The organism is Streptomyces echinoruber (assembly GCF_014651135.1).
Taxonomy (GTDB): Bacteria; Actinomycetota; Actinomycetes; order Streptomycetales; family Streptomycetaceae; genus Streptomyces; species Streptomyces echinoruber.
In genome coordinates this window covers 1-12,780 of sequence record NZ_BMWH01000036.1, presented here as the reverse complement: position 1 = coordinate 12,780, position 12,780 = coordinate 1, and the positions used below count along the sequence as shown (strand labels likewise).

The 12,780-nt window shown below is 73.9% G+C and carries 10 protein-coding genes; 3 read left to right on the top strand and 7 right to left on the bottom strand.

What is annotated here, in order from left to right:
• Positions 1 to 397 precede the first annotated feature (397 nt).
• Positions 398 to 2,965: an ATP-dependent Clp protease ATP-binding subunit gene (locus tag IE225_RS29360; protein ID WP_190060679.1), complete on the top strand. Its 2,568-nt coding sequence runs from the start codon at positions 398 to 400 to the stop codon at positions 2,963 to 2,965.
• A 46-nt stretch (positions 2,966 to 3,011) separates the two neighbouring features.
• Here the strand turns inward: IE225_RS29360 and ggt are convergent, their stop codons facing one another.
• The gene (gene ggt / locus IE225_RS29355) at positions 3,012 to 4,823 is read right to left on the bottom strand and encodes a gamma-glutamyltransferase (RefSeq protein WP_190060678.1); all 1,812 of its coding nucleotides are present in this window, start codon (positions 4,821 to 4,823) and stop codon (positions 3,012 to 3,014) included.
• A 124-nt stretch (positions 4,824 to 4,947) separates the two neighbouring features.
• Between ggt and IE225_RS29350 the strand changes: the two genes are divergently transcribed.
• Both IE225_RS29350 and IE225_RS29345 read left to right on the top strand, forming a co-directional pair.
• Positions 4,948 to 5,700 carry a hypothetical protein gene (locus tag IE225_RS29350; protein WP_190060677.1) on the top strand — a complete coding sequence of 251 codons (753 nt, stop codon included), beginning with the start codon at positions 4,948 to 4,950 and terminating at the stop codon, positions 5,698 to 5,700.
• A gap of 78 nt (positions 5,701 to 5,778) precedes the next feature.
• Positions 5,779 to 7,341 carry an alpha/beta fold hydrolase gene (locus IE225_RS29345; protein WP_190060676.1) on the top strand — a complete coding sequence of 521 codons (1,563 nt, stop codon included), beginning with the start codon at positions 5,779 to 5,781 and terminating at the stop codon, positions 7,339 to 7,341.
• Between the two features lie 258 nt (positions 7,342 to 7,599).
• Here IE225_RS29345 and IE225_RS29340 read toward each other — a convergent pair whose 3' ends face one another.
• The 6 genes from IE225_RS29340 to IE225_RS29315 all read right to left on the bottom strand — a co-directional run.
• Positions 7,600 to 8,046, bottom strand: coding sequence for a DUF6278 family protein (locus IE225_RS29340; RefSeq protein WP_190060675.1), 447 nt, complete (start codon positions 8,044 to 8,046; stop codon positions 7,600 to 7,602).
• 218 nt (positions 8,047 to 8,264) lie between these two features.
• On the bottom strand, positions 8,265 to 9,044 hold the full coding sequence (locus IE225_RS29335; protein ID WP_190060674.1) for an exodeoxyribonuclease III: 780 nt from the start codon (positions 9,042 to 9,044) through the stop codon (positions 8,265 to 8,267).
• 93 nt (positions 9,045 to 9,137) lie between these two features.
• Entirely contained in the window at positions 9,138 to 9,773 is a 636-nt protein-coding gene (locus tag IE225_RS29330; RefSeq protein WP_190060673.1) for an MBL fold metallo-hydrolase, read from the bottom strand.
• Positions 9,774 to 9,920: 147 nt separating this feature from the next.
• On the bottom strand, positions 9,921 to 11,225 hold the full coding sequence (pcaDC, locus tag IE225_RS29325) for a bifunctional 3-oxoadipate enol-lactonase/4-carboxymuconolactone decarboxylase PcaDC (RefSeq protein WP_190060672.1): 1,305 nt from the start codon (positions 11,223 to 11,225) through the stop codon (positions 9,921 to 9,923).
• Between the two features lie 393 nt (positions 11,226 to 11,618).
• Entirely contained in the window at positions 11,619 to 11,816 is a 198-nt protein-coding gene (locus IE225_RS29320) for an acyl-CoA carboxylase epsilon subunit (RefSeq protein ID WP_190060671.1), read from the bottom strand.
• 57 nt (positions 11,817 to 11,873) lie between these two features.
• Positions 11,874 to 12,780 (bottom strand): acyl-CoA carboxylase subunit beta (locus tag IE225_RS29315; RefSeq protein WP_308432567.1); only part of this gene is annotated, 907 nt, incomplete at its 5' end.

Below are 12,780 nucleotides of genomic sequence, written 5' to 3'. Positions count from 1 at the left end.
TCGCGGGCGCGCCCGCCGCCCGGCCGGCACGGGCACGGACCGGCCGGTCTCCTCGGCGGGCCGTGCCCCGCCCTGCCGCGGCATCCGCCGCCCGTCCGTCTTCCACCCGTCCGTCTCTCGCCCGTCCGTCTCCCGCTCGTCCGCGGTCGGCACGTCGGCCTTGGTCGGCGCGGCGGACGCGGTCGGCGCGGCGGACACGGTCGGCGCGGCGGACGCGGTCGGCCGCCGGACGCGGTCGGCGCGGCGGACACGGGAAGCGGCCGGGCCCGCCCGACCTGGGGCTCCGGCGCGCGGGCGCGCCCGGTGGCCCGCAGCCCGCGGCGCAAGCCGGGCGCGGTATCCGGGCCGGAAGGCGCCCCAGCCGTTAAACCGTATGGCCTGTGGGCACTCGCGCCCCATGACCAGCGGTTTCACCGGAGGTCCGCAAGGCTACGGCTCGGACCCCTTCGCAGAGTTCTTCGCACGCTTCTTCGGCGGGCCACGGCCGGGTCCCCGGCAGATCGACATCGGCCGGCTGCTCAGCCGGCCCGCCCGGGACCTGGTGCGGGGGGCGGCGCAGTACGCCGCCGAGCACGGCAGCCGGGACCTGGACACCGAGCACCTGCTGCGCGCGGCGCTCGCCGTCGAGCCGACCCGGACGCTGCTCAGCCGGGCCGGCGCGGACCCGGACGCGCTCGCCGCGGAGATCGACGCGCGCTCGGGCCCGGCGCAGCAGCCGCCGGCGGACGCGTCGGCGCCGACCTCGCTGTCGCTGACGCCGGCCGTCAAGCGCGCCCTGCTGGACGCGCACGAACTGGCGCGGGCGAGCGGCGCCGGGTACATCGGCCCGGAGCACGTGCTCAGCGCGCTGGCCGCGAACCCGGACTCCGCGGCCGGGCACATCCTGAACGCGGCCCGCTTCTCCGGCGCCGGCCTGCCGCCGGAGGCCCCGGAGGCGGCCGCGCAGGGCCGTCCCGAGGGGCCGTACCCGAACCGGGCCGCCCCGCAGACGCCGACGCTGGACAAGTACGGCCGCGACCTGACCGAGCTGGCCCGGCAGGGCCGCATCGACCCGGTGATCGGGCGGGACGAGGAGATCGAGCAGACCATCGAGGTGCTCTCCCGGCGCGGCAAGAACAACCCGGTGCTGATCGGCGACGCGGGCGTCGGCAAGACCGCGATCGTGGAGGGCCTGGCGCAGCGGATCGCCGACGGCGACGTGCCGGACACTCTCGCCGACCGCCGGGTGGTCGCCCTGGACCTGACCGGGGTGGTGGCGGGCACCCGCTACCGGGGCGACTTCGAGGAGCGCCTGAACACCATCGTCACCGAGATCCGCACCCACTCCGACCGGCTGATCGTCTTCATCGACGAGCTGCACACCGTGGTCGGCGCCGGCGGCAGCGGCGAGAGCGGTTCGATGGACGCCGGGAACATCCTCAAGCCGGCCCTGGCCCGCGGTGAGCTGCACATCGTCGGCGCCACCACGCTGGAGGAGTACCGGCGCATCGAGAAGGACGCGGCGCTGGCCCGCCGCTTCCAGCCGATCCTGGTGCCGGAGCCGACCACCGCGGACGCCGTGGAGATCCTGCGCGGCCTGCGCGACCGCTACGAGGCCCACCACCAGGTCCGCTACACCGACGAGGCGCTGGCGGCGGCCGTGGAGCTGTCCGACCGCTACCTCACCGACCGGCGCCTGCCCGACAAGGCGATCGACCTGATCGACCAGGCCGGCGCCCGGGTGCGGCTGCGCGCCCGCACCAAGGGCACGGACGTGCGCGCCCTGGAGCGCGAGGTCGAGCAGCTCACCCGGGACAAGGACCAGGCGGTCGCGGACGAGCAGTACGAGCAGGCCACGCGGCTGCGCGACCGGATCGCGGAGCTGAAGCAGCGCATCGCGGAGGCCAGCGGCGACGAAGGGGCCGACGAGGGCCGCAACCTGGTCGTCGACGCGGAGGCGATCGCCGAGGTGGTGTCGCGGCAGACCGGCATCCCGGTCAGCCGCCTCACCCAGGAGGAGAAGGACCGGCTGCTCGGCCTGCAGGAGCACCTGCAGCGGCGGGTCGTCGGGCAGGAGGAGGCCGTGCGGGTCGTCGCCGACGCCGTGCTGCGCTCCCGCGCCGGGCTGGCCAGCCCGAACCGGCCGATCGGCAGCTTCCTGTTCCTGGGCCCGACGGGCGTCGGCAAGACCGAGCTGGCGCGGGCGCTGGCGGAGGCGCTGTTCGGCAGCGACGACCGCATGGTGCGGCTCGACATGAGCGAGTACCAGGAGCGGCACACCGTCTCCCGGCTCGTCGGGGCCCCGCCCGGTTACGTGGGCCACGAGGAGGCCGGGCAGCTCACCGAGGTGGTGCGCCGGCACCCGTACTCGCTGCTGCTGCTCGACGAGGTGGAGAAGGCGCACCCGGACGTCTTCAACATCCTGCTGCAGGTCCTCGACGACGGCCGGCTCACCGACTCCCAGGGCCGCACGGTCGACTTCACCAACACCGTGGTGGTGATGACCAGCAACCTCGGCTCCGACGTGATCACCCGGCGCGGCACCGCCATCGGCTTCGGCCCGGGCGGCGCGGACGCGGACGAGGAGGCGCGGCGCGAACAGGTGCTGCGGCCGCTGCGCGAGCACTTCCGGCCGGAGTTCCTCAACCGCATCGACGAGATCGTCGTCTTCCGCCAGCTCACCGCCGAGCAGTTGCGGCAGATCACCGACCTGCTGCTGGACGACACCCGGCGGCTGCTCAAGGGGCAGGGGATCACGGTGGAGTTCACCGGTGCGGCCGTGGACTGGCTGGCCGAGCGCGGCTACCAGCCCGAGTACGGCGCCCGGCCGCTGCGCCGCACCATCCAGCGCGAGGTGGACAACGAGCTGTCCCGGCTCATCCTCGACGGCCGGGTGCGCGACGGCGACCGGCTCACGGTCGACGTGGAGGGCGGGCGGCTGGCCTTCCGCACGGAGCGGCAGCCGCCGCCCGCCCCCGAGTTGTGAGCCACCACGAGTCGTGAGCCGCTGTGCGGCGTGAAGTCGTGAGCCGCTACGGTGCCGGGCGCACGACCATCGCCGAGCCGCCGCCGCGCCGCACCTTCTCCGCGGCGGCGAGCCACCGCCCGTCCGGCAGCCGCTGCACGCCGGTGGCCGCGCCGATCTCCGGGTTGAGCTTGAAGGAGTGCCCGATGGCCTCCAGCCGCGTGCGCAACGGGCTGTCGTAGAGCGCGGGTTCGAGTTCCGTCTGGGCCGCGTTGCGCTGGCTGGCGCGCGGGGCGGCGATCGCGTCGACCAGCGGCAGGCGCCGGTCGAGGAACTCGGTGAGGGTCTGCAGCACGGTGGTGATGATGGTCGCCCCGCCCGGTGAACCGAGCGCCACCACCGGCCTGTTGTGCCGGTCCAGGACGATCGTCGGGGAGATCGAGGAGCGCGGCCGCTTGCCCGGGCCCGGCAGGTTCGGGTCGTGCACCGCCGGGTTGGCGGGAGCGAAGGAGAAGTCCGTCAGCTCGTTGTTGAGCAGGAAGCCGCGGCCGGGCACGGTGATGCCGCTGCCGCCGGTCTGCTCGATGGTGAGCGTGTAGGCGACGACGTTGCCCCACTTGTCGGCGACCGTCAGGTGCGTGGTGTTCTCACCCTCGTACGTCGTCGGGGCGGCCGTGCCGCCGCTCGCGCAGGCCGCCGGGTGGCGCGGGTCGCCGGGCGCGACCGGGCTGGTGAGCACGGCGTCGTCCTTGATCAGGCAGGCCCGCGAGTCGGCGAACCGCTGGGACAGCAGCCCCTGGGTGGGCACGTCCTCGAAGGCGGGGTCGCCCACCCAGCGCCCGCGGTCGGCGAAGGCGATCCGGCTCGCCTCGATGAAGCGGTGCAGGTACCGCGCCTCGCTCGCCTTCGACAGGTCGGTGTTCTCCAGGATGTTGAGCGCCTCGCCGACCGTGGTGCCGCCAGAGGAGGAGGGCGCGATGGAGTACACGTTCAGCCCGCGGTACGAAGTCCTGGTCGGCGCCTGGAGTTTGGCGCGGTAGGCGGCGAGGTCGCGCAGCGACAGGTCGCCGGGCCGGGCGTTCCAGCCCGAGGCCGGGTCGACGGGCGGGTGGTTGACGGTGTTGACGACGTCCTTGCCGAGGTCGCCGCGGTAGAGGGCGCCGACGCCTTTGCGCGCCAGTTCCTCGTAGGTGCGGGCGAGGTCGGGGTTCTTGAAGGTGGAGCCGACCTCCGGCAGCCGCCCGCCCGGCAGGAACAGGCGGGCGGTGTCCGGGAAGTAGCGGAACCGGGTCTCGTTGGCGGCGGTCTGGGAGCGGAAGGTGTCGTCGACGGTGAAGCCGTCGCGGGCGATCCGCTCGGCCGGTTTCAGCACACCGGCGAGCTTCCTGGTGCCCCACCGGTCCAGGGCGGTCTGCCAGGTGGCGGGCGTGCCGGGGGTGCCGACGCTCAGGCCGCTGCTGACGGCGTCGGCGAAGGCGAGAGGTCTGCCGTTCTCGGTGAACAGGTGCGCGTCGGCGGTGAGCGGGGCGGTCTCGCGGCCGTCGATCGTGTGCACCGTACGGGACTTGGCGTCGTAGTAGACGAAGTAGCCGCCTCCGCCGATGCCCGCGGAGTAGGGCTCGGTGACGCCGAGCGCGGCGGCCGTGGCGACGGCGGCGTCGACGGCGTTGCCGCCCTTGCGCAGCACCTCGATGCCGGCGGCGGTGGCGTCCGCGTCGACGCTGGCGACCGCGCCGCCGTAGCCGGCGGCGACCGGGGTCTTGACGGGGGTTCTCGGCTGCGGGGCCGGGGCGGCGGGGGCCGCGGCGGCCGAGACCACGGCGGCCGAGACCGCCAGGACGGTCAGTTTGCGGGGGACAGCACGCGGGGAACGACGCATCCGCACCTCCAGTAAAGGCCGTCCGGGCAGCCTAATCCATCGTCATGGTCCCGTCAGGCCCACACGGTTGCGGGCGTGTCCGTCTCGAACACGGGTGCGTGCGCGGCCGCTACGATGCGCGGCCATGAACGACGACGTGCGCAACATCGTCCTGGGCGTGGTGGCCGCCGGCGTCAGCGCCGCGCTCGGCTGGCTGGCCCGCACCTTCCTGTGGCGGCGCCGGCTGCGGCGCGTGCAGGGCTTCTTCGGACTGCCGGACCACTCCGAGTCGCTGCTCGTGGTCAACCGGGACGCGGGCGGCACCGACCTGACGGTGACGCGTTACGACGTCTTCGCGCTGCTGGAGCTGTCCGCGCTCATCAAGGACTGCCGGGCGCACGCGCAGGTCGTCGCGCACGACGCCGCCCGGCAGGGCTTCGGCGAACGCACCGAGTTCTGCGTCGGCGGGCCCGCCTCCAACCGCCGCATGGCCGCCCACCTGGAGTCCCTGCTGCCGGGCGTGCGCGTGAACACCGACGCCGAACCGGGGCCCGAGCGCGGCGCGTTCCGCATCGGCGGCGAGACCTACCGGATGGATCCGGGGCGCACCGAGTACGTGCTGCTCGCCCGGCTCACCGCGGGCGAACGCCGTGACGCGCGGCCGGTGTTCCTCTTCTGCGGCCAGCGCTCCATCACCAACCAGGCCGCCACCCGCTACCTCGCCCGCAACCACGAGCGGCTGGCCCGCCGGTACGGCTCCGGCTCGTTCGTGCTGCTGCTGAAGGTGGTCAACTCGCAGGCGTACGGGCCGGATGTGGTGGAGCTGGTCGCCGACGTGACCCGCGCGGCGCGCACCCCGCTGCCGGAGCCGGACCCAACTTCCTTTGCCGACGCGTAACTTACCGACGGGTTACCTTTCAACGAGTGACAAGGTTACCGTCGGGTCACTTTGTGCCGACTTCAAGGAAGGTGACCCATGGGACTCCGCCGCAGCACTCTGCGCGCGTCCGCCGTCGGCGCCGTCTCGGCCGCCCTGCTCGCCGGCACGCTGACGGGCCTGGCGCCCGCCGCCGAGGCCGCCACCCCCTCCGTCCGCTTCGTCGACATCGCCGGCGACGGCGGCACGGTCCTCAAGGCGAACGTCGTCGCGCCGGCCGACGGCCCGGGCCCGTATCCGCTGGTGGTGTTCCCGACCAGCTGGGGCTTCCCGCAGGCCGAGTACCTGGTGCAGGCGCGGCGGCTGGCCGAGGCCGGGTACGTGGTGCTGACGTACAACGTGCGCGGGTTCTGGCAGTCCGGCGGCGAGGTGGAGGTCGCCGGCCCGGCCGACGTCGCCGACGCCTCGAAGGTGATCGACTGGGCGCTGGCCCACACCCCCGCCGACCCCGACCGCATCGGCTTCGGGGGCGTCTCCTACGGCGCCGGCATCAGCCTGCTCGCCGCCGCGCACGACCGGCGCATCCGGGCGGTCGCCTCGCTCAGCGGCTGGGGCGACCTGATCGGCTCCCTCTACTCCGGCCGCACCGAGCACGTCCAAGCCACCGCCGTACTGGACGGCGCCGCCCGCCTCACCGGCCGGGAGAGCGCCGAGACGCGGCAGGTGTTCAAGGACTTCTACGCCGCCGACCCGGCGAACGAGGACCGGCTGACCGCCTGGGGCTGGAAGCGCTCCCCCGCGGCCTGTCTCGACCGCCTCAACGCCAACCGCCCGGCGGTGCTGCTCACCGGCGCCTGGGGCGAGACGGTCTTCTCGCCCAACCAGTACGCGGACTTCTACGAGAAACTGACGGTCCCCAAGAGACTGGAGATGCGCCCCGGCGACCACGCCACCGCCGAGATCACCGGCCTGTTCGGGCTGCCCAACGACGTGTGGACCGACACCGTGCGCTGGTTCGACCACTACCTGCGCGGCGTCGACAACGGCATCGACCGCGAGCCGCCCGTCGAGCTCAAGTCCCGCTCCGGCGGCGGGTACGAGGGCTACCCGGACTGGAAGTCGGTGACGGCGGCCCGGCAGCGGATCCCCCTGGCCGGCACCACCACCGTGCACGCCGGCGTCGACTCCGGCGCCGACGGCGGCATCGTCTTCCTCTCCGGCGCCCTCGACCAGCTCACGCGGGTGCCGCCCCTGGCCTGGCTGCCGCTGCTGCCGCGCCGCTGGGCCGCCGTGTGGCAGTCGGAGCCGTACGCCACCGCCCGGCACCTGCGCGGCACGGCGCTGGTGCACACCACCCTCACGCCGAGCGCGGAGCGCGGCACCCTGGTGGCCTACCTGTACGACGTGGGGCCGCTGGGAGTGGGGCGGCTGGTCACCCACGCGCCGTTCAGCTGGCGCGGGCGGGAGCCCGGCCGGCCGTTCGGCGTGGACCTGGAGCTGTACTCCACGGCCTACGACGTGCCGACCGGGCACCGGCTCGCACTCGTCGTGGACACGATCGACCCGCTCTACCTGGAGCACAACCCGTCCGGTGCGCGGCTGACCTTCTCCTCGCCCGCGGACGACCCGTCGTACGTGTCGGTTCCGCTGCGCGAGCAGTGATCTCCGGCCGGCACCGGACGGGCCTGGCTCCATGAACCGCCGCCCCCCGCGGTCGAGGGGCCGTGGGGGACGGCATGCTACTCCCCTGCTCTTCCTCGCCGACCAACCTATTCAGGCGGGCGCGAAGTGGACGCCCGACACGCACTTTTCGGACATTAGCCGTATTTACCGCGAATTACCCCGGCGGTGCGGGAGGTCTCCGTCCCCAGCCGCCTGCGGCCGGCACCCTCGCGGCGGGCATCTTCGCGGTCGGCACCCTCACGCCTCCGCGACCTCCGCGTACAGCTGGGACAGTTCGGGGACGCCGCTCGCGGCCCACTCCTGGCCGGAGGCGACGACGTCGAACTCCCGGCCGGAGGCGAGGCGGACGACGGGCTGCCCGTTCGGCCAGATCTCCCAGACCGCGCCCGGCACGGTCCGCACGATCACCGTGCCGAGGTAGAGACCGGCGTCGTTGCCGAGCCAGGACAGGACCTCCTCGTCGTCCCGCCAGCGCGGCAGCACCTGGTCCAGCGCCTCCAGGGAGGCCGCCGAGTCGTCCAGCCGGACGCCCTCCCGGGCCGCCAGGGAGCGCAGCAGGTCGCACTCGGCGAGGAGGCCGGCGATGCCCTCGTGGTCGGGCGGGCCGCCCCCGCCGGGCAGCACCGCCACGCCGAACGCCGCCCCGTGCTTCTTGCGCCGGCCGCCCAGGAAAGGGATGTTCATGCCCCCAGCGTGGCACCCGCACCGCCCGGGCGCACGGGTGCCTGCGGCGGTGTCGTGGCTACGGGGTGTCGTGGGCGCGGTGATGCGCGGGCACGGTGGTGCGCGGAGGCGGCGGTGCGCGGGGGGCGATGGTGCACGGGGGCGGCGGTTGTCGCGCACACGGCGGTGTCGCGGGCGCGGCCGCCGGGTGCCGCCCCCGGGTGTCCGGGTGCGGCCGCTCAGACGTCCAGGTCGACCACGACCGGCGCGTGGTCCGAGGCGCCCTTGCCCTTGCGCTCCTCGCGGTCGACGTAGGCGTCGGTCACGGCCTTCGCGAACGGCTCGTTGGCGTAGACCAGGTCGATGCGCATGCCGCGGTTCTTGGGAAAGCAGAGCTGGCGGTAGTCCCAGTACGTGAAGGGGTGCTCGTACTTCAGGGGCCGCGGCACCACGTCCGTCAGGCCCGCCTCGCGCAGCGCGGCCAGGGCGGCCCGCTCGGCCGGGGTGACGTGGGTGGAGCCCTCGAAGGCGGCCCGGTCGTAGACGTCGTCGTCGGTCGGCGCGACGTTGTAGTCGCCGAGGACGGCGAACGGCCGGCTGCCGGCCGCGTCGCCGGCCACGGCGGCCCTGAGCGCCTCGAACCACCGCAGCTTGTAGGCGTAGTGCGGGTGGTCCACCTCGCGGCCGTTGGGTACGTACACCGACCACACTCGCACCGGGCCGCAGGTCGCCGAGACCGCCCGCGGCTCGCGCACGCCCTCGTAGCCCGGGTCGCCGGGCAGGCCCTTGACCACGTCCTCGATGCCGACGCGGGAGAGCACCGCCACGCCGTTCCACCGGCCGGTGGCGTGCACCGCCGCCTCGTAGCCCAGTTCGCGCAGCTCGTCGAACGGGAACCGCTCCTCGGCGACCTTGGCCTCCTGCAGGCACAGCACATCGGTGCCGCTGCTCTCCAGCCAGGCCAGCAGCCGCGGCAGGCGGGCGGTGATCGAGTTCACGTTCCAGGTGGCGATGCGCATGGTCCCCAACCTACCGGGCGGGACCGACAGCGCGGCCCCGCCCGGTGCCCGGCTCCCCCGTCCTCGTGCGTCCTCCCCCGTCCTCGTGCGTCCTTACACGTCGGCGGAGTCGCCCGGCGCCAGCCGCAGGTGCTCGGCACCGCCCAGGGCGCCGATCTGGCGGTCGTAGATCGGGCGGGCCAGGTCGGTGAGGAGGGCGTCGTGGATGTCGTAGGCGCGCTGCGGCTTGACCTCGCGGACGTAGTCGATGACCTCGGAGATCTTGTTCCAGGGGGCCATGACCGGCAGCATCAGCGTCTCCACCGGCCGACCCGGGACGGTCAGCGCGTCGCCGGGGTGGAAGACCCGGCCGCCGTCGACGAGGTAGCCGACGTTGGTGATGCGCGGGATGTCCGGATGGATGACGGCGTGCAGCTCGCCGTGGACCTGCACGTCGAAGCCCGCGGCGGTGAAGGTGTCGCCGTGGCCGACGGTGTGGACACGGCCCGGGAAGGCCGCGGAGATCTGCTCCGCGACCGACTTCAGGGTCCAGATCTCCGCGGCCGGGTTGGCCTCCATCGCGGCGCGCAGCCGCCCCTCGTCGAAGTGGTCGGGGTGCTCGTGCGTGACGAGGATCGCGTCCGCGCCGACGGCGGCGTCCTGCTCGCTGAAGACGCCGGGGTCGATGACGAGGACACGCCCGTCCTTCTCCAGACGGACGCAGGCGTGCGACTTCTTGGTGAACTTCATGGTTCCCATCCTGCCCCGCGGCACGGGCCCGGAGCGGCGGGGAGCCCGGTGCTCCCACCACCGGGCTGACGATCGCTCCCATGCCCCTTCTGTGACCACTCCCGTGCCCACTCCTGTGCCCACTCTTGTGGTCACTTGATCACTTGATCACTCCTGGGGCGTGGTCTCCTCGCGGATCACCTGCTGCGCCACCCGGAAGGCCCGGTCGGCCGCGGGGACGCCGCAGTAGACGGCCGTCTGCAGCAGTACCTCCTTGATCTCGTCCGGCGTGAGGCCGGTGCGCAGGGCGGCCCGCACGTGCGGGCCGAGCTCCTCCCCGTGCCCGCCCGCGACCAGGGCGGTCAGGGCGACGCAGGCGCGGGTGCGCCGGTCCAGACCGGGCCGGGACCAGATCTCGCCCCAGACGTAGCGGGTGAGCAGCTCCTGGAAGTCCGCCGAGAAGTCGTCGGCCTGCTCCAGCGTCCCGTCCACGTGCGCGTCTCCCAGCACCTCGCGCCGCACCTTCAGCCCCGTGTCGTACGGGTCGGTCCCTCCGGCCGGCTGCGGCTCCGCGGGAGGCGGGGGGATCTCGGCGACCGGCGCGACCGGCGCGGTCTGCTGCGGCGCCGCCACCGGCCGGGCGGCGGGCGGCGCGGCGAGCGCGACCTGGCCGGTGGCGGAGTCGTACGCGGGCTGCCAGGCGGTGGAGAAGTGCCGCACCAGCAGGTCGGTGACCGCGGCGGGCTGCTCCACCGGCACCAGGTGGGAGGCGCCGGGTACGACGGCGAGCCGGGCGTCGGGGATGCCGGCGACCAGGGTGCGCGCCTCCGCGGGCCCGGTGACCCGGTCGTCGGAACCGACCAGGACGAGGGTGGGCACGCCGACCCGGCCGAGTTCGGCCCGCACGTCGAACGAGGCCAGCGCCTCGCAGGCGGCGATGTAGCAGCCGGGGTCGGTGGTGCGCACCATCTGCACGGCCCAGTCGGTGATGGCCGGCTGGGCGGCGGCGAAGCCCGCGGTGAACCAGCGGTCGGGTGCCGTACGGGCGATGGGGTCCAGGCCGTTGGTGCGCACGACCACCCCGCGCTGGCGGAACTCGTCGGCCGTACCGAACCGGGGCGAGGCCGCGATCAGCGCGAGCGAGGCCAGCCGCTCCGGGTGCCGCAGCGCCAGTTCCACACCGACCGCGCCGCCCAGCGCACAGCCCGCGTACCCGAAGCGCTGCACACCGAGCCCGTCGAGCGTGGCCAGCAGCCGCGCCGCCAGCTCCGCGACCGAGCCGGCCGGATGGGCCGGCGCCCCGCCGTGACCGGGCAGGTCGAACCGCAGGACACGCCACTGCCGCGCCAGTTCGGGGACTTGACGGTCCCACATGTGCCAGGTGGTACCGAGTGAGGGACCCAGGATCAGGACGGGGGCCTCTTCCGGCCCGTCGAAGCGGTATTGCAGGGTGTTCGGTGGTGTCTCACTCACGCCCCAGACCCTCTCATGTCTCACGGGGTCTCACATGGCCGGGGGAAGCCGGCGGCTCTCGTCCCTCCCGACGCAACACGCCCGGCACCGCCGCCCCCAGGGGTCGGACGCATGCCCTCCGGCGTGCACACGCGGCCAAGCGAACAGGACCCTCCGGGCCACCAGCCTTTGCCTCGCAGAGCTTCCTCCTTGGTCACGGCGGGCCATCCTGCGTAGGCGGGGACCGCACGCTGGAGGACGAGGACGGTCACGCCCGCACCGGACCACCTCCGTGCGGGCGGGGACCACTTGCCGACCGGTGTGACGCTCGACGTCGCCGGGGGACCACCCCCGGACCAGAATGCCCTGGCCTGGCGTTATGCGCTCGTCTTGGGCTGGCCTGGGCGTCCGCGGTTACGCGTGCCAGCTGTGCGGCGCGCGGAAGCCGTTTTCGCGCTCCAGGCGGCGCCAGGGCGCCTTGCCGCGGTGGGGGCGGGTGGGGGCGGCCGGGCGGGCGGCCGCGCGGGCCAGGAGGACGGCCGTCAGGGCGGCGACCTCCTCGGGCTCGGCGTGGCCCTTCTCGACGCGGATGTCCAGGGTGCTGGGGCTCATGGCAGTCGGTCTCCGTCACAGAGGGGTCCGCGGGGTGGCCGCGGCGGGTCCGCCGGGTTACTGCGGGGGGTTGCCGTGCTTGCGGGAGGGCAGGTCGGCGTGCTTGGTCTGGAGCATGGCGAGGGAGCGGACGAGCACCTCGCGGGTCTCGGCGGGGTCGATCACGTCGTCGACCAGGCCGCGCTCGGCCGCGTAGTAGGGGTGCATCAGCTCGGCCTTGTACTCCTTGACCATCTTCTGCCGCATCGCCTCGGGGTCCTCGGCCTCGGCGATCTGCCGGCGGAAGATGACGTTGGCCGCGCCCTCGGCGCCCATCACCGCGATCTCGTTGGTGGGCCAGGCGTAGGTGAGGTCGGCGCCGATGGACTGGGAGTCCATGACGATGTAGGCGCCGCCGTAGGCCTTGCGCAGGATCAGCGAGATGCGCGGCACGGTGGCGTTGCAGTACGCGTACAGCAGCTTGGCGCCGTGCCGGATGATGCCGCCGTGCTCCTGGTCGACGCCGGGCAGGAAGCCGGGCACGTCCAGGAAGGTCACGATCGGGATGTTGAAGGCGTCGCACATCTGCACGAAGCGGGCGGCCTTCTCGCTCGCCTCGATGTCCAGCACGCCGGCCAGCACCTGCGGCTGGTTGGCGACGATGCCGACCACCTGGCCGTCCAGGCGGGCCAGCGCGCAGATGATGTTGCGGGCCCAGCGCTCGTGCACCTCGAGGTACTCGCCGTCGTCGACGATCTCCTCGATGACCTTGGCCATGTCGTAGGGGCGGTTGCCGTCCGCCGGCACCAGGTCCAGCAGTCCCTCGCAGCGGCGGTCGGCCGGGTCGGCGCAGTGCACCCGCGGCGGGGTCTCGCGGTTGTTCTGCGGCAGCAGCGACAGCAGGTAGCGCACCTCGGCGAGGCAGGTCTCCTCGTCGTCGTAGGCGAAGTGGCACACCCCACTGGTCTCGGCGTGCACGTCGGCG

Excerpts from the sequence above, each read along its gene's own strand:
- IE225_RS29360 (WP_190060679.1), top strand. The coding sequence starts at position 398 with ATGACCAGCGGTTTCACCGGAGGTCCGCAAGGCTACGGCTCGGACCCC.
- ggt (WP_190060678.1), bottom strand. The coding sequence starts at position 4,823 with ATGCGTCGTTCCCCGCGTGCTGTCCCCCGCAAACTGACCGTCCTGGCG.
- IE225_RS29350 (WP_190060677.1), top strand. The coding sequence starts at position 4,948 with ATGAACGACGACGTGCGCAACATCGTCCTGGGCGTGGTGGCCGCCGGC.
- IE225_RS29345 (WP_190060676.1), top strand. The coding sequence starts at position 5,779 with ATGGGACTCCGCCGCAGCACTCTGCGCGCGTCCGCCGTCGGCGCCGTC.
- IE225_RS29340 (WP_190060675.1), bottom strand. The coding sequence starts at position 8,046 with ATGAACATCCCTTTCCTGGGCGGCCGGCGCAAGAAGCACGGGGCGGCG.
- IE225_RS29335 (WP_190060674.1), bottom strand. The coding sequence starts at position 9,044 with ATGCGCATCGCCACCTGGAACGTGAACTCGATCACCGCCCGCCTGCCG.
- IE225_RS29330 (WP_190060673.1), bottom strand. The coding sequence starts at position 9,773 with ATGAAGTTCACCAAGAAGTCGCACGCCTGCGTCCGTCTGGAGAAGGAC.
- IE225_RS29320 (WP_190060671.1), bottom strand. The coding sequence starts at position 11,816 with ATGAGCCCCAGCACCCTGGACATCCGCGTCGAGAAGGGCCACGCCGAG.